Here is a 16,463-nt window from a genome sequence, read left to right as displayed (position 1 = left end):
GAAAGGGCCTTGGGTCTCTTACTTTCCGCGTGTTGGTGTTCAGACCAGGCTGTCGCGCCAGGCCCGGTGCAGCCGGGCGAAGCGTCCGGCGCGGTCGATCAGCTCGCGCGGGGTGCCGTCCTCGACGATCCGGCCCTGGTCCATCACCAGCACCCGGTCCGCGATCTCCACGGTGGAGAGGCGGTGGGCGATGATCACGGCCGTCCGGCCGGCCAGCACCGTGCGCATCGCCTGCTGCACCGCCTGCTCGCCGGGCACGTCCAGCGAGCTGGTGGCCTCGTCCAGGATCAGCACCGCCGGGTCGGCGAGCAGCGCGCGGGCGAAGGCCACCAGCTGGCGCTGGCCGGCCGAGATCCGCCCGCCGCGCTTGCGCACGTCGGTGTCGTAGCCGTCCGGCAGCTCGGCGATGAACTCGTGCGCGCCGATCGCCCGGGCGGCCTCCTCGATCTCGGCGCGGTCGGCGCCCGGACGGCCGATCGCGATGTTCTCGGCGACCGTGCCGGAGAACAGGAAGGACTCCTGGGTCACCATCACCACCCCGCGCCGCAGCTCCGGCCCGGACAGGTCGCGCAGGTCCACGCCGTCCAGGGTGATCCGGCCCTCGGTCGGGTCGTAGAACCGGGCGAGCAGCTTGGCCACCGTCGACTTGCCCGCGCCGGTCGCACCGACCACGGCGACGGTCTGCCCGGCCGACAGCAGCAGGTCGAACGGCGGCAGCACCTCCTTGCCGGTCCGGTAGGCGAACCGGGTCTTCTCGAAGTGCACCTCCCGGCCCTTGATGGTCGAGGCCGGCAGGTCCGCGGGGTCGGCCGGCTCGGCCACGGTGGGTTCGTGGGCGAGCAGGCCGGCGATCTTCTCCAGCGCGGCGGCGGCCGACTGGTAGCTGTTCAGGAACATCGCCAGCTGGTCGATCGGCTCGAACAGCCGGTGCAGGTAGAGCACGAAGGCGGTCAGCACACCCAGCTCGGCCGAGCCGTCGGTGACCAGGTAGGCGCCGAGCACCACCACGCCGGTGGTCCAGACGTTGGCCGTCATGCGGGACAGGCCCCCGTACCGGGCCACCTCCAGCAGGCTGTCCGCGGTGGCGGCGGCCGACTGCCGGTTCACCACGCCGAACGCGGCGTCGTTGGTCGGCTCGAGGCGGAACGCCTTCACCGGGCGGATGCCGTTCATGGTCTCGGTGAAGCGGACGATCAGCGAGGCCGCCGCCGTGCGCGAGCGCCGGTAGACCAGGCGCGAGCGGTTCCGGAACGACTGGGTGATCACGCACAGCGGCAGGAAGGCGAGCAGCGCGGCCAGGCCGAGCTGCCAGTCCAGCACCAGCAGGATCACCGAGATGGAGCAGACCGACAGGGAGACCGTCAGCAGCTCCTGGAGCCCTTCGGACAGCAGCTCGCGCAGCGCCTCCACGTCGCTGGTGGCGCGCGAGATGATCCGGCCCGAGGTGTACCGCTCGTGGAAGTCCAGGCTGAGCCGCTGGGCGTGCCGGAAGATCCGGCCGCGCAGGTCCATCAGGACGTCCTGGTTGATCCGGGCGCTGATCCTGATGAACGTCCACTGGAACAGCGTGCCGAGCAGCGCGCAGCCCAGGTAGGCGACGATCACCGCGACCAGCGGGCCGGCGTCGTTGTCGCGCAGCGCCGGGATGCCGCGGTCCATCGCGAGGGCGACCAGCAGCGGTCCGGCCTGCAGGGCGGCCTGCTGGAGCAGGATCACCGCTATCGCGGCGGCTATCCGGCCCCGGAGCGGGCCGAGCAGCGAGCGCAGCAGGGCGCTGGGTGCGCCGGGCGGGACGGGGATGTCCTCCTCGTCCTCCGGCGGGGGCGCCAGCTCGTCCTCGGGCAGACCGGCCGGTTGCGTGCGGGCGTCCTTCGTCCGGGTGTCGGCGGGCTCGCAGGTGGTGGTCATCGGTCGGTGCTCCTCTCGGGGGCGAGGGCGGCCTCGCCCGACATGAGTGCGCGGTAGCGCGCCGAGCTCTGCAGCAGTTCCTGGTGGGTGCCGACCGCCTCGATCCGGCCGTCGGCGAGGACGGCGACCCGGTCGGCGAGCAGCACGGTGCTCGGGCGGTGGGCGATCACCAGGGCGGTGGTGGAGGCGAGGACCTGGCGCAGGGCGCGCTCGACCAGCGCCTCGGTGTGCACGTCCAGCGCGGAGAGCGGGTCGTCGAGCACCAGGAAGGCCGGGTCGCCGACCACGGCGCGGGCCAGTGCGAGCCGCTGGCGCTGGCCGCCGGACAGGCCCAGGCCCTGCTCGCCGACCTCGGTGTCGACGCCCTCGGGCAGGTTGTCGACGAACCCGGCCTGGGCGGTGGCGAGGGCGGCGTGCAGCCGGTCGTCGTCCGCGCCGGGGGCGCCCATCAGCACGTTCTGCCGGATGGTGGAGGAGAACAGGGTGGGGTCCTCGAAGGCGACCGCGACCAGTTCGCGCAGGTGTGAGCGGTCCAGCTCGCGGATGTCCCGGCCGTCCAGGGTGATGGTGCCGGCGGTGATCTCGTAGAGGCGGGGGAGCAGGGCGGTCAGGGTGGTCTTGCCGCTGCCGGTGGCGCCGACCAGGGCCATCGTCTCGCCGCTTCGGATGTGCAGGTCGACACCGCGGAGCAGGTCGGGGGTGCCCGCGGGGGCGTCGGGGTAGCGGAAGCGGACGTCGGTGAGCCGGATGCCGTCGGGGGTGGTGGCGGTCTTCGTGGTCGTGGTCGTGGTCGTGGCGGTGGTGGTGGCCGTGGTCGTGGCCGTGCTGACGGTTTCGGCCGGCTCGGCGTCGGGCTCGTCCAGCACCTCGAAGAAGCGGTCGGTGGCGGTGGCGGCCTCGTTGGAGTAGGCCATCAGCCAGCCGAGCGACTCGATCGGCCAGCGCACGGTGAGCGCGGTGGAGAGGAAGGCGACCAGGGCGCCGGCGCTCAGCTCGTCGTGCGCGACCAGGTAGGCGCCGACCGCGAGGGCGCAGCCGAGGGCGAGCTCGGGCAGACCGATGACGATCGACCAGAGGTTGGCGAGCATGCCGGCCTTCTCCAGCTCGGTCCGGCGGAGCACGGCGGACTGCTCGTGGAACCGCTCCGCCATCGAGCGGTGGCGGCCGAAGGCCTTGAGGATCCGGATGCCGAGGACGGACTCCTCGACGAGGGTGGCGAGGTCGCCGTTCCGGTCCTGGGTCAGGCGGGTGGCGCGGGAGTAGCGGGACTCGAAGCGGCGGGTGAGCAGGAACAGCGGGACGGTCGGGCCGAGGGTGATGAGGGCGAGCCGCCAGTCCTGGGTGAACATCAGCGCGATGCCGGCCAGGAAGGTCAGCGTGTTGACGACGAGGAAGATCAGCGGGAACGACAGGAAGGTCCGCATGACGTACAGGTCGGACATCGCGCGGGAGAGTAACTGGCCGGAGCCCCAACGGTCGTGGAAGGAGACCGGCAGGCGTTGCAGCTTGCCGAACAGCTCGCCGCGCAGCGTCGTCTCGACGTCGGCCAGCGGTCGGGCCACCACCACCCGGCGGGCGTGGAAGAAGGCGGCCTCGGAGAGGCCGAGCAGGAGCAGGAGGGCCGCGAGGGGCCAGAGGGATTCGAGGTCGTGCTCGGCGATCGGGCCGTCGACGATTCTGCCGAGGACGATCGGGATGAGCAGCGTGCTGAGGGAGGCGAGCAGCGCGGCGGTCACCGAGACGACCAGGCGCGTGCGGACCGGGCGGACGTACGGCCACAGACGAAGGAGCGAGCGCACTGTCGAGCGGCGGGGCGCGGGAGGCGCGGTGCCGGGCACTGCGACGGAATCGGTGGCGGTGTCAAGGACTGGGTTCTTGGCCATCGCGGCGAGAATAGGCCGGATACTCTCTATCGCTCAGCCAGGTATCGAACGCACCGTCGATTACCGGCCATGTGTACGGCCGGATCAGGGCGTCGCCCGCAGAAGGTGCAGCGTATGCCCGGTGAGCAGCACCGCATCCCTCGGGAGGTATAGACCGGCTGGGCCGGTGCTGCCCTCGGCGGCGGTGTCGACGACGGTCTCGAAACGGGTGCCGTCGGCCGTCCAGGGAGCGCCGGGCAGAGTGAACGGAATGGGCTGCGGACCGGCGTTGAGGAGCAGTAGGAAGCTGTCGTCGAGCAGCGGGCGGCCGCAGGCGTCGCGTTCGCGGAGCGCGGTTCCGGACAGGAGCATGCCCAGGGCCGCGGTCGGCGTAAACCAGTCGGTCTCGGTCATGTCCCGGCCAAGCGGGGTGAACCAGAGCAGATCGGGCCGTCCGCCCGGGACGGCGGCGCGACCGGAGAAGAACGCCCGCCGGCGCAGCACGGGGTGGCGGCGGCGGAGCCGGACCAGTTCGGCGGTGAACGTGTTGAGGCTCCGCCAGGCCGGGTCGTCCAGCAGCGACCAGTCCAGCCAGCTCACCTCGTTGTCCTGGCAGTAGGCGTTGTTGTTGCCACCCTGGGTGCGGCCGAACTCGTCCCCGGCGGTGAGCATCGGGACACCGGCGGAGAGCAGTAGGGTGGCGGTGAGGTTGCGCAGTTGGCGGTGGCGCAGGGCGGTGACGGCGGGGTCGGTGCTCTCGCCCTCGGCGCCGTGGTTCCAGGAGCGGTTGTCGTCGGTGCCGTCCCGGTTGGCCTCGCCGTTGGCCTCGTTGTGCTTGCGGTCGTAGGAGACGAGGTCGCGCAGGGTGAAGCCGTCGTGCGCGGTCACGTAGTTGACGGAGGCGTACGGGCGCCGTCCGGCGTGCTGGTAGAGGTCGGAGGAGCCGGAGAGGCGGTAGCCGAGCTCGCGGACGTCGGGGCGGGCGCCGCGCCAGAAGTCGCGTACGGTGTCGCGGTAGCGGTCGTTCCACTCGGCCCACGGCGGGGGGAAGCCGCCCGCCTGGTAGCCGCCCGGGCCGACGTCCCAGGGCTCGGCGATCAGCTTCACCCGGTTGAGCAGCGGGTCCTGGGCGATGGCGGCGAGCAGGGGGTGGTCCATGGTGACGTCGTTGCCGCCGCCGTTGCCGTTGCTGCCGCCGCCGCGGGCGAGTGCGGCGGCGAGGTCGAAGCGGAAGCCGTCCACGCCCATCTCGTGCGCCCAGTACCGCAGCGAGTCGGTGATCAGCCGGATCACCCGGGGGCGGCGGGTGTCCAGGGTGTTGCCGCAGCCGGTGTAGTCGGCGTAGCCGCGCGGGCGGTTGGGCGGCAGGCGGTAGTGGCCGGCGTTGTCGAGGCCGCGCAGGAACAGCGAGGGGCCCAGCTCGGAGCCCTCGGCGGTGTGGTTGTAGACCACGTCGAGGATCACCTCGATGCCGGCGGCGTGCAGGGCGCGGACCATCCGCTTGAACTCGCCGACCTGGCCGCCGCGCGAGCCGGAGGTGGAGTAGCCGGCGTGCGGGGCGAAGTAGCCGACGGTGTTGTAGCCCCAGTAGTTGACGAGGCCGCGGGCCTGGAGGTGGTCCTCGCTGACGTGGTGGTGGACGGGGAGCAGCTCGACCGCGGTGACGCCGAGACCGGTGAGGTGGGCGAGGGCGGCGGGGTGGGCGAGGCCGGCGTAGGTGCCGCGCAGGGCGGGCGGGACGTCGGGGTGGCGCAGGGTGAAGCCGCGGACGTGCAGTTCGTAGAGGACGGTCTCGGCCCAGGGGGTCTTGGGGCGGCGGTCGTCGGACCAGTCGTCGTCGTCATCGTCGTCCCGGACGACGACGGATCTGGGCACGTACGGGGCCGAGTCGCGGTTGTCTCGGACGGTGTCGGCGACGTCCGCCTCGGGCCAGCCGCGGACGGCGGCGCAGGCGGCGTCGTGGGAGGTGTAGCTGCCGTCGATCGCGCGGGCGTAGGGGTCGAGCAGCAGCTTGGCGGGGTTCCAGCGGGCGCCGGTCCACGGGTCCCAGCGGCCGTGCACGCGGTAGCCGTAGCGGGTGCCGGGGAGGACACCGGGGACGAAGCCGTGCCAGGTCTGGGCGTCCTGCTCGGTGAGGCGCAGGCGGGTCTCGTGGCCGTCCTCGTCGAAGAGGCAGAGGTCGACGGCCTCGGCGCCGCCGGCCCAGAGGGCGAAGTTGGTGCCGGGGCGGCCGTCCGGGCCGGGGTGGAAGCGGGCGCCGAGCGGCTGTCGGCTGCCCGGCCAGGGCACCGCACCGCCGGGCTGCGTGCGTACGGCGGTTGCCGACTCCTGCCCTGAGGCCATGGCGGTGCCCTCCCTGGCGGGGTGTCCCGGACCCCGTGCGGTCTCTCATTCCCTGTTCACGCCGGACGGAAGCGGCTGAACACCGTCTTACCGGCAGATGGCGCCCGGGCGCACGCCCGGAAAGCCACCCCGCCCGCCGCCCCGCGCCCGCCCACCTCCGCTGCGCTCCTGCTGTGCCCCGGTGTGCCGGCGGGGAGGAATATGTCGACCGGTCTACAGAGTCGGTGGGTGGGTGGGAGTGGGAAGTCGGCGGGTCCGACTTCCTGCTCCGGGTGGTCCTTCTCGGTGCTGCTTCTGCTGTGCCCGCGCCGTGTCCGCGCTGTGCTGGTGGGGAGGAATATGTTGACCGGTCTACAGAGTCGGTGGGTGGGTGGGAGCAGGAAGTCGGGTGGGCCGACTTCCTGCTCCGGGCGTGGGTGCTGAGGGGTGCGCGGGAGTGGGAAGTCGGCTGGGCCGACTTTCCGCTCCTGGGGGAGAGGGTCTGTAGACCGGTCTACATAAAAAGCCGGGTGGGGTGGGCTGTGGGGGTGGAGGGGGTTCGGTGTGTCGGCGTGTCCTGGGGGGATCGGCCTCGTTGTGGGGGGTAGCGGACGGAGACGGGGGGAGGCCCCGGGATGTGGGTACGGAGGCTGGCGGCGCTGGGCTGCTGCCTGGCGGTGCTGGCCGGGTGCGCCGGTGGCGGCACGTCGGGGGATTCGAGTGGGGACGCGGCCTCGGCGAGGGGGCCGGCCGGTCCGCCGCCGGCCTCCCGGGCGGCGATCACCGCCGTACCCGCCGACGACGCCCAGAACCTGCCGCCCGAGGGCCCGGTCCGGGTGACGGTCGCCCAGGGCCGGCTGGTCTCCGTCAAGCTCGCCGACACCCGCGGCGGCGAAGTCCCCGGCTCGCTCTCCGCGGACGGCACCAGCTGGACCCCGGACGGCCCGCTGCCGCTGGCCACCGCGTTCACCCTGGACGCCGTCGCCGAGGACGACCAGGGTCTGCGGGCGGTCCAGCACACTGACTTCTCGACGATGGCCCGCGCGCACACCTTCGTCGCCTTCTTTACCCCCGAGGACGGTTCCACGGTGGGCGTCGGCATGCCGGTCTCGCTGCGCTTCAGCCGCCCGATCACCGACCGGGCCGTGGTGGAGCGCGCGATCGCGGTGACCACCGACCCGCCGGTGGAGGTGGCCGCGCACTGGTTCGGCGGCCAGCGCCTGGACTTCCGCCCCCAGGAGTACTGGGCGCCGGGCACCAGGGTCTCGGTCGCGCTGCGGCTCAAGGACGTGCAGGGCGCGCCGGGCGAGTTCGGCACCCAGAACAAGGACGTCCGGTTCACCGTAGGCCGGGCCCAGGTGTCCACCGTCGACCTGGACGCCCACACCCTCACCGTCCGGGCCGGACAGGGCGGCAAGGCGGTGCGCACGCTCAAGGTGTCCGGCGGGGACGCCAGGCACACGACGTACCGGGGCGTGCTCGTGGTGTCCGAGAAGTACAAGGTCACCCGGATGAACTCGCAGACCGTCGGGATGGGCGACGAGTACGACATCAAGGACGTGCCGCACGCGATGCGGCTGACCAACTCCGGCACCTTCGTGCACGGCAACTACTGGGCCGGCCCGTCGGTGTTCGGCAGCGCCAACACCAGCCACGGCTGCATCGGCCTGGCCGACGTCAAGGGCGGGTCGAGCGGCGAGACCCCGGCGGGGTGGCTGTTCGAGCACACGATCCCGGGCGACGTCTTCGAGGTGAAGGCCTCGACGGGGGACGTGGTGCCGCCGAACAACGGGCTGAACGGCTGGAACCTGCCCTGGGCGCAGTGGGTGGCCGGGAGCGCCCTCCAGCCCAGCGCGAGCCCCTCCGCGAGCCCCACCCCGAACCCGCTGCCGAGCCCCACCCCGACGACCACGCCCTGACGGCCCCGCCCCGACGACCACGCCCTGACGACCACCTGCGGACGATCTTCACCGGCGTTCACCGGCAACCTCCCCAGGATTCACCCATTCGGCCCAGCTATCCTGCTTGCCGCGCCGAAGCCCGGCGCGAATGATCGCCGGTCCGGTGCAACCCGTCCGGGCGAACAGTGCGTCCATCAGGGTGAACACCGGGAGGGGAGAAACCGTGAAGCCGGTTAGGGCGGCCGACGCCGCAATACGTACCACCGTCACCCGCCGCCGCGTGCGTCAGAGCGCGGTGGCGTTGGCGATGGGCGGGGTGCTGCTGCTCACCGCGGCCTGCAGCAGCGGCGGCGGCGACGACAAGAACGCCGAGGGTGGCGGTGCGGCCACCACGGCGGGCGCCAACGGGGACGCCGGCAACGGCACCCCGGCGCCGGGCCAGTCGTCGACCGCGCCGAAGACCTCGGCCGCCGTGGTGACCGTCGAGCCCAAGGACGGCGCCCAGGACGTCGCTCCGGACGGCGCGCTCAAGGTCGCGGTGGCCAACGGCAAGCTCACCACGGTCGAGGTGACCGACAAGGAGGGCAAGCCGGTCGCGGGCGCCATCGCCCCGGACGGCAGCGGCTGGAAGCCCAACGCCGCGCTGGCGGTCGGCATGGCGTACAAGGTGAACGCCCAGGCCACCGACGCCGACGGCCTGGTCGCCGCGTCCACCACGTCCTTCACCACGCTGACGCCCGCGAAGACCGTCTCCACCAACGACAACATCGCCGACAAGGCCACCTACGGCGTCGGCATGATCGTCTCGGTCGTCTTCAACAAGGACATCAAGAACAAGGACGCGGTCGTCCAGGGCATCACCTTCGAGACCAGCAACGGCACGACGGTCAAGGGCCACTGGTTCGGCGCCCGCCGTCTGGACTTCCGCCCCGAGAAGTACTGGGAGCCGGGCACCAAGGTCACCATCAAGTACCGGCTGAAGAACGTCGAGATCGCCCCGGGCGTCTACGGCGACATCGACAAGGACGAGCCGTTCACCATCGGCCGCTCCCAGGTGTCCGTCGCCGACTCGGCCACCCACCAGATGACGGTGACCAGGGACGGTGCGAGCCACACCGTGCCGGTGACCCTCGGCGACGAGAAGAACCCGTCGTGGAACGGCACCATGGTGATCTCCAGCAAGGAGAAGGTCACCCGGATGAACTCGCAGACCGTCGGCCTCGGCGGCGAGTACGACATCCCGGACGTGCCGCACGCGATGCGGCTGACCACCTCCGGCACCTTCGTGCACGGCAACTACTGGGCGAGCCCGTTCGGCAAGACCAACGCCAGCCACGGCTGCATCTCGATGCAGGACGAGAAGGGCGGCAGCGACGGCTCGGTGGCGGGCAAGTTCTTCAACGACTCGATGGTCGGCGACGTCGTCGTCATCAAGAACTCCAAGGAGAAGACCGTCGCCCCCGACAACGGCCTGAGCGGCTGGAACATCGGCTGGGCGAACTGGTAACCCCTACCCGTCAGTAGGCACCGTCGGTCACGGTGCGGCGACGACCGGTCCGATCCCCACACGTCGGGGTCGGGCCGGTCGCGTTCTGCGCCCGGATCGTGCCCCGGACGGCGCAACCTTTCCGGAGGTCGGCGCGTGTATCTGTCGGACATCGGGACACGAGGGAGGGAGTCGACGGTGAAGTCGATACGCAGGGCGGTGGCCGCCGGTCTGGTCGGGGGCGCGCTGGTGCTGACCAGTGCCTGCGGCGGAGGCGGCGGGAACGGGGGCGCGGCCAAGGCGGAGCTGGGCGCGGGCGGGGCCGCGGGGGCCCCGTCGGCGTCGGCCCCGGCGGCCGCGGCCCCGACGGCGTCCGGCGCGCCCGCCACGAGCGCCGCACCCAAGGTGTCGCAGGCCGTGGTGGACATCCAGCCGAAGACCGGCGCGGTGGACGTCGCCCCGGACGGCACGCTCAAGGTCGCGGTCTCCGGCGGCAGGCTCACGACCGTCAAGGTGAGCGACCGAACCGGCCAGGAGGTGGCCGGCACCATCGCCGCCGACGGGTCGAGCTGGACCCCGTCCGGCCCGCTCGCGGTCGGCACCGCCTACCAGGTGAGCGCGCTGGCGGCGGACGCCGGCGGCGTGGTCGCCTCGGCGGACAGCAGCTTCGCCACGCTCACCCCCGAGCACGAGGCGAAGGCGAGCGACAACATCGAGGACGACGCCACCTACGGGGTGGGCATGATCGTCTCGGTCTCCTTCGACAAGGACGTGAAGAACAAGGAGGCGGTGGCGAAGGGCATCACCTTCAAGACCAGCGACGGCACGGTGGTGCGGGGCCACTGGTTCGGCAACCGCCGGCTGGACTTCCGTCCCGAGAAGTACTGGACCCCGGGGACGAAGGTCACCGTCCAGTACCGGCTGAAGAGCGTGGAGATCGCCCCGGGCGTCTACGGGGGAACCGACCGGGACGAGCCCTTCACTATCGGGCGATCCCAGATCTCGACGGTTGACGCCGAGGCGCACACGATGACGGTGGTCCAGAGCGGTCAGAGCTCGGTCGTCGAGATCACCTCCGGCTCGCCCGAGCACCCGACCTGGAACGGCACCATGGTCGTCATGTCCAAGGAGGGCGTGGTGCGGATGCAGTCCAGCACCCTGCCCGGGATGACCGGCGAGCCCTACGACCTCCAGGTGCCGCACTCCATGCGGCTCACCGACTCGGGCACCTACGTGCACGGCAACTACTGGAGCAACGCCTTCGGCGAGGACAACGTCAGCCACGGCTGCGTGGGCCTGAAGGACGCCAAGGGCGGCGGCTCGGGCACCTCGGCGGGCCGGTTCTACGACGGCTCGCTGATCGGGGACGTCGTGACCGTGCAGAACTCCACGCGCGGCCGGGTCGCGCCGGACAACGGCCTCAGCGGCTGGAACCTCGACTGGACCACCTGGTAGCGCTCGACGCGTCGTGACCCGGACCTGCCCGAACGCGGGTTCGGGTTGCACGCGGCATATGCCGAAACACTCGGTGATCGTTTGCTCATTGTCCGTACGCGGCCGCTTGCGTTCCGCAATGATGGACCGCATGGCGGGTTGGGGCGAAACAGATCAGTCATCACTTCCGGGATCCAGCTTGGTCGCTGACGCGTCGTGGGCACCGTTCCAGGACGCCCTCGCGGCCCTGGAGCGGCTCAGCTCCGAGGAGCTGGAGCAGCTGTACGCCGGGAAGCTGTGCGACCGGGAGGCGCCGCACGAGGTGCGGTTGCCGTCCCGGCCGGCGACCGGCCCGTTGGCGCGCAGACTGGTGCTCGCGGCCCTGGAGAACTGGGACCTGCACCAGCATCTGGAGGTCGGCGAGTTACTCACCAGCGAACTCGTCGCCAATGCGCTGCGGCACGCGGCCGGCCGGACGATCGGACTGCACGTGGTGCGCAAGCCGGGCTGGGTCCGGGTGGAGGTGCGGGACTCCTCGCGGGCGCTGCCGTGCATGATCGTGGCGGAGCCGCTGCCGGCCAATGAGCGCGGGCGCGGGCTGCAGGTGGTGGACGACCTGGCGGACCGCTGGGGCGCCGACCTGCTGCCGCGCGGCAAGGGCGTCTGGTTCGAGCTGAAGGTCCGCGAGCGGGCCTGAGTCCCGGGGCCGTCCGTCCGTCCGGGAAAACACGCGGGGCCCCCGATTTCACCGTGGTCCGGTGGCTGGGGGCCCCTGCAGGTCATCGCGCCGGCCAAGGGGGTGCGTGCCGGGCGATGGGCGTCGGCCGTGCCAGGTCGGGTCGGCCGAAGTCTTGTCGCGCCCAAGGAGCGCGCCAGTCGCCGGCGTCCGCCCTTGGACATCTCGACTATCGCATGGATCTCAGCATGCGGGCAAACCGGATGGCTTCGATTTCAAGGTCTGTAACTTAGTTCACCTTGGTAATTTGCATAGGTTCACGCTGCGGCCTGAGATTATTCATGATCGGCACGAAATGGCGGCTCCGACGGCCGGGCTGACCTCTCGCTCCGGATCGGGCTTGACCTGAAGTCGGCTTCAGCTCCTACGGTCGTCCCCAGACCGCCGGCGAACGGCCGGCGGCGTCCATCGAGGGGGATCCGCCATGACCGCCACCGCCGACAGTGTCGTTCCCGACCGCTACCGCTACGCCGTCGTCCCGCACATCATGGTCGGCGACGCCGCGTCGGCGATCGACTTCTACGTACGGGCCTTCGGGGCGCGGGAGGACGTCCGGATCGACGCGCCCGGGGGCGGGGTGCTGCACGCGGAGATCAGCGTCGGGCGGTCCGTGCTGATGCTGGGGGACTCCGGAGGGGACGGGGCGCCGTTCGCCGCGCCGTCCGCGCTCGGGGGGACGAGCGTCGCCCTGCACGTCTACGTGCCGGACGTCGACGCCCTCGCCGAGCGGGCCGCGGCCGCCGGTGCGGAGGTCCTCCAGCCGCCGACCGACATGTTCCACGGCGACCGCACCGCCGTGCTCCGGGACCCCTCGGGCCATGTCTGGATCTTCCTGACCCACCTGGAGGACCTCTCGGCGGACGAACTCCGCCGCCGCCTGCCCGCCGGTTGATCCGCCCCGGGCCTCCCCACCCCCGTGGGGGGAGGCCCGGGCCGATGGCCTCGGTCTTCGCCGTCGGGGCGCTGTCCGCAAGGCTCCTCGGGCCGCCGTGGACGAAGGTTCGGCGTGACGTCAGGGGCCTTGCGGGCGAGGGGAGTCCGCGCAGGAGGCGGGGGCGGACCGGGCAGAGTGGCGCACCCACCTGCCCGGCGTCCGGTACCGGGCGGCCTGCTGATCAGGTGCGCGGGCGGGGGACGTTCTCGGCGTACTCGGGGGTGACGTTGCCCGGGGGGCCGTAGTCGCAGACCACGTACGTCTCGTACCAGGTGTCGCCCCGGCCGTAGGCGCGGGCGCAGCCGAGGCGGGTGGAGGACTTCCAGACCACCTGGGTGAACAGGCCGGTGGCGGCGGAGTAGCCGGGGCGGCCGTAGTCGTAGTCCTTGGCCTGCGCGTACCAGGCGTCGACGGCCCGGCGGCAGCCGGCCCTGTCGGGGACGGTGGAGGCGAACCAGGACTGGTTCTCGCCGTACGCGGGGTCGAGGCCGGCGTGGCCGCCGGAGAGCCGCTCGTAGGTCGAGAGCCGGGCGGCGCGGGTCCTGGCGTGGTCCTGGACGGCGGGGTCCAGGGTCAGCGCCGGGACGCCGTGCCGGGCGCGGTACTCGTTGTGGGCGCGCAGGCAGTCGTCGGCGAAGGCCGCGTCGGTGGCGTCCGGCAGCGCGGCACGGGCCGCGGCCGGGGTGGTGGCGACCGCGGCCAGGGCGGCGGCCAGCAGCAGGGTGGTGAGGGTGCGGACACCGGTTCGGGTGTGCTTCATCCGCGCTCCGGGGGCTCGTGGGGGTGTTGTTCCGGCCACCCTGACAGCCGTCCGGATCCGGGGGCGGGTCCTCCGGGCGCGGTTCACCCGGGCGGGTGAGTAGTGCGACTGTCGCCACATCCGTGCCGGCTGCCGTGGAGTCCGGCCGACCGCGGCCGCGGCGGGGGGCCGAGCCCGGGAACGGCCGCGCCCCCGCCGGGAGGGCGGGGGCGCGGGCGTCGGCGGGGCGGGGTCAGCACTCGATGACGTTGACGGCGAGGCCGCCGCGCGAGGTCTCCTTGTACTTGATCTTCATGTCGGCGCCGGTCTCCTTCATGGTCTTGATCGCCTTGTCGAGGGAGACGTGGTGGCGGCCGTCGCCGCGCAGGGCCATCCGGGCGGCGGTGACGGCCTTGACCGAGGCCATGCCGTTGCGCTCGATGCAGGGGATCTGGACCAGGCCGCCGACCGGGTCGCAGGTGAGGCCGAGGTTGTGCTCGATGCCGATCTCGGCGGCGTTCTCGACCTGCTCCGGGCTGCCGCCGAGGACCTCGGCGAGGCCGCCGGCGGCCATCGAGCAGGCGGAGCCGACCTCGCCCTGGCAGCCGACCTCGGCGCCGGAGATGGAGGCGTTCTCCTTGAAGAGCATGCCGATGGCGCCCGCGGTAAGCAGGAAGCGGACGATGCCGTCCTCGTCGGCGCCCGGGATGAAGTTCAGGTAGTAGTGCAGGACGGCGGGGATGATGCCGGCCGCGCCGTTGGTCGGGGCGGTGACCACCCGGCGGCCGGAGGCGTTCTCCTCGTTGACCGCCATCGCGTAGAGGGTCACCCACTCCATGGCGTTGGCCGGGCCGATGCCCTCGGCGCGCAGCGCGCGGGCGGCCGCGGCGGCGCGACGGCGCACCTTGAGGCCGCCGGGGAGTATGCCCTCGCGGGACATGCCGGCCCGGACGCACTCCTGCATGACCCGCCAGATCTCCAGCAGCCCGGCGCGGATCTCCTCCTCGGTGCGCCAGGCCTTCTCGTTCTCCAGCATCAGGCCGGAGATCGACAGGCCGGTCTCCCGGGTGAGCCGCAGCAGCTCCTCGCCGGTGCGGAAGGGGTACTTCAGCGCGGTGTCGTCGGGCTTGACCCGGTCCGCGCCGATCGCGTCCTCGTCGACGACGAAGCCGCCGCCGACCGAGTAGTAGGTCTTCTCCAGCACGGCGGAGCCGTCGGCCCGGTAGGCCCACAGGGTCATGCCGTTGGCGTGGTACGGCAGCGAGCGGCGCCGGTGCAGCACCAGCTGGGTGTCGGGGTCGAAGTCGATGGCGTGGACGCCGAGCAGGTGGATCCGCTTCTCGGCGGTGATCCGCTCGACGTCGCGGTCGGCCTGGTCGACGTCGACGGTGCGCGGGGAGGCGTTCTCCAGGCCCAGCAGCACCGCCTTGGGGGTGCCGTGGCCGTGGCCGGTGGCGCCCAGCGAGCCGTACAGCTCGGCGCGGACGGCCGTCACCTCGGTCAGCAGGCCCTCCGACTTCAGGCGGCGGGCGAACATCCGGGCGGCGCGCATCGGGCCGACGGTGTGGGAGCTGGACGGGCCGATGCCGATGGAGAAGAGGTCGAAGACGCTGATGGCCACGGAGGGACGTCCTTGTCTGGTCTCGTGGATGGTGCCGGCAGGGAGGGAGGACGGCGGTGGCGGAGGTTCGGTCGGGCGGCTGACACGGGACGGGGCACCGCGTGCACTCTCCAGTGTGCGCGGTGCCCCGGAATCCCCGGTGTCCGGGCGGGGTGAGCCCGGTCACCCGCAGCCGAACGGCGGGACTTACAGGTTCGGGTAGAGCGGGTACTTCTCGGCCAGGGCGGTGACCCGGGCCTTGAGCGCCTCGGCGGTGCCCTCGTCGAAGGCCGGCTTCAGGGCCTGGGCGATGATGTCGGCGACCTCGCGGAAGTCCTCGGCCCGGAAGCCGCGGGTGGCGAGCGCCGGGGTGCCGATCCGCAGGCCGGAGGTGACCATCGGCGGGCGCGGGTCGTTCGGGATGGCGTTGCGGTTGACGGTGATGCCGACCTCGTGCAGGCGGTCCTCGGCCTGCTGGCCGTCGAGCTGGCTGTTGCGCAGGTCGACCAGGACGAGGTGGACGTCGGTGCCGCCGGACAGCACGGAGACGCCGGCCTCGGTGACGTCGTCCTGCAGCAGGCGCTCGGCGAGGATCCGGGCACCGTCCAGGGTGCGCTGCTGGCGCTCCTTGAACTCCTCCGAGGCGGCGACCTTGAAGGCGACGGCCTTGCCGGCGATGACGTGCTCCAGCGGGCCGCCCTGCTGGCCGGGGAAGACCGCGGAGTTGATCTTCTTGGCGTGCTCGGCCTTGGAGAGGATGACGCCGCCGCGCGGGCCGCCCAGGGTCTTGTGGGTGGTGGTGGTGACCACGTCCGCGAACGGCACCGGGTTGGGGTGCAGGCCCGCGGCGACCAGGCCGGCGAAGTGGGCCATGTCGACCATCAGCAGCGCGCCGACCTCGTCGGCGATCCGGCGGAACTCGGCGAAGTCGAGCTGGCGCGGGTAGGCGGACCAGCCGGCGATGATCAGCTGCGGCTGGTGCTCCTTGGCGAGGCGCTCGACCTCCTCCATGTCGACCCGGCCGCTCTTGTCGTTCACGTGGTACGGCACCACGTTGTAGAGCTTGCCGGAGAAGTTGATCTTCATGCCGTGGGTCAGGTGACCGCCGTGGGCCAGGTTCAGGCCCAGGATGGTGTCGCCCGGCTTGATCAGCGCGAACATCGCGGCGGCGTTGGCCTGCGCGCCGGAGTGCGGCTGGACGTTGGCGTGCTCGGCGCCGAACAGGGCCTTGATCCGGTCGATCGCGATCTGCTCGACCACGTCGACGTGCTCGCAGCCGCCGTAGTAGCGGCGGCCGGGGTAGCCCTCGGCGTACTTGTTGGTCAGGACCGAGCCCTGGGCCTCCATGACCGCCACCGGGGCGAAGTTCTCGGAGGCGATCATCTCCAGGGTGGTCTGCTGGCGGTGCAGCTCGGCGTCGACCGCGGCGGCGATCTCCGGGTCGAGGGCGTGCAGGGACTGGTTCAGAACCGTCATGGTGGGGTCTTCCCGGGAGGAGAGGCAGGAGGGGCCGCGCCTCGCGCGTCGTCGGAAGGGTGGCG

At 72.1% G+C, this 16,463-nt stretch carries 12 protein-coding genes; 5 read left to right on the top strand and 7 right to left on the bottom strand.

Annotated elements, in window-relative coordinates:
* Positions 1–39: 39 nt before the first annotated feature.
* From ACFCLZ_RS14740 to glgX, 3 genes are all read right to left on the bottom strand, one after another.
* A complete protein-coding gene (locus ACFCLZ_RS14740) occupies positions 40–1,908 on the bottom strand; it encodes an ABC transporter ATP-binding protein (RefSeq protein WP_380285341.1) in 1,869 nt (622 codons plus the stop codon).
* Entirely contained in the window at positions 1,905–3,791 is a 1,887-nt protein-coding gene (locus ACFCLZ_RS14735; protein ID WP_380285340.1) for an ABC transporter ATP-binding protein, read from the bottom strand. The genes ACFCLZ_RS14740 and ACFCLZ_RS14735 overlap by 4 nt, the downstream gene beginning before the upstream one ends.
* Before the next feature lie 84 nt (positions 3,792–3,875).
* Positions 3,876–6,113, bottom strand: a complete 2,238-nt coding sequence (glgX, locus tag ACFCLZ_RS14730; protein WP_380285339.1) for a glycogen debranching protein GlgX — start codon at positions 6,111–6,113, stop codon at positions 3,876–3,878.
* Between the two features lie 614 nt (positions 6,114–6,727).
* Here glgX and ACFCLZ_RS14725 point away from each other — a divergent pair.
* Complete coding sequence (locus tag ACFCLZ_RS14725; RefSeq protein ID WP_380285338.1) at positions 6,728–8,011, top strand: Ig-like domain-containing protein; 1,284 nt, start codon at positions 6,728–6,730, stop codon at positions 8,009–8,011.
* Positions 8,012–8,059: 48 nt separating this feature from the next.
* Here the strand turns inward: ACFCLZ_RS14725 and ACFCLZ_RS14720 are convergent, their stop codons facing one another.
* On the bottom strand, positions 8,060–8,263 hold the full coding sequence (locus ACFCLZ_RS14720) for a hypothetical protein (protein WP_380285337.1): 204 nt from the start codon (positions 8,261–8,263) through the stop codon (positions 8,060–8,062).
* Positions 8,264–8,300: 37 nt separating this feature from the next.
* On the opposite strand from ACFCLZ_RS14720, the gene ACFCLZ_RS14715 reads away from it, so the two are divergent.
* The 4 genes from ACFCLZ_RS14715 (at position 8,301) to ACFCLZ_RS14700 (ending at position 12,541) form a co-directional block, all read left to right on the top strand.
* Positions 8,301–9,500, top strand: a complete 1,200-nt coding sequence (locus ACFCLZ_RS14715) for an Ig-like domain-containing protein (RefSeq protein ID WP_380286170.1) — start codon at positions 8,301–8,303, stop codon at positions 9,498–9,500.
* Positions 9,501–9,677: 177 nt separating this feature from the next.
* Positions 9,678–10,934, top strand: coding sequence for an Ig-like domain-containing protein (locus tag ACFCLZ_RS14710; protein ID WP_380285336.1), 1,257 nt, complete (start codon positions 9,678–9,680; stop codon positions 10,932–10,934).
* 178 nt (positions 10,935–11,112) lie between these two features.
* The gene (locus ACFCLZ_RS14705) at positions 11,113–11,610 is read left to right on the top strand and encodes an ATP-binding protein (RefSeq protein WP_380285335.1); all 498 of its coding nucleotides are present in this window, start codon (positions 11,113–11,115) and stop codon (positions 11,608–11,610) included.
* Between the two features lie 463 nt (positions 11,611–12,073).
* A complete protein-coding gene (locus tag ACFCLZ_RS14700; RefSeq protein WP_380285334.1) occupies positions 12,074–12,541 on the top strand; it encodes a VOC family protein in 468 nt (155 codons plus the stop codon).
* Positions 12,542–12,764: 223 nt separating this feature from the next.
* Here the strand turns inward: ACFCLZ_RS14700 and ACFCLZ_RS14695 are convergent, their stop codons facing one another.
* The 3 genes from ACFCLZ_RS14695 to glyA form a co-directional block, all read right to left on the bottom strand.
* A complete protein-coding gene (locus ACFCLZ_RS14695; RefSeq protein WP_380285333.1) occupies positions 12,765–13,343 on the bottom strand; it encodes a CAP family protein in 579 nt (192 codons plus the stop codon).
* Between the two features lie 232 nt (positions 13,344–13,575).
* Positions 13,576–14,943, bottom strand: a complete 1,368-nt coding sequence (locus tag ACFCLZ_RS14690; RefSeq protein WP_380285332.1) for an L-serine ammonia-lyase — start codon at positions 14,941–14,943, stop codon at positions 13,576–13,578.
* Positions 14,944–15,129: 186 nt separating this feature from the next.
* Complete coding sequence (gene glyA, locus ACFCLZ_RS14685; RefSeq protein WP_380285331.1) at positions 15,130–16,398, bottom strand: serine hydroxymethyltransferase; 1,269 nt, start codon at positions 16,396–16,398, stop codon at positions 15,130–15,132.
* Positions 16,399–16,463 lie beyond the last annotated feature (65 nt).

It is taken from the genome of Kitasatospora purpeofusca (genome assembly GCF_042691725.1).
In the GTDB taxonomy this organism is placed as follows: domain Bacteria; phylum Actinomycetota; class Actinomycetes; order Streptomycetales; family Streptomycetaceae; genus Kitasatospora; species Kitasatospora purpeofusca_B.
This window is presented reverse-complemented; position numbering and strand designations above follow the sequence as displayed.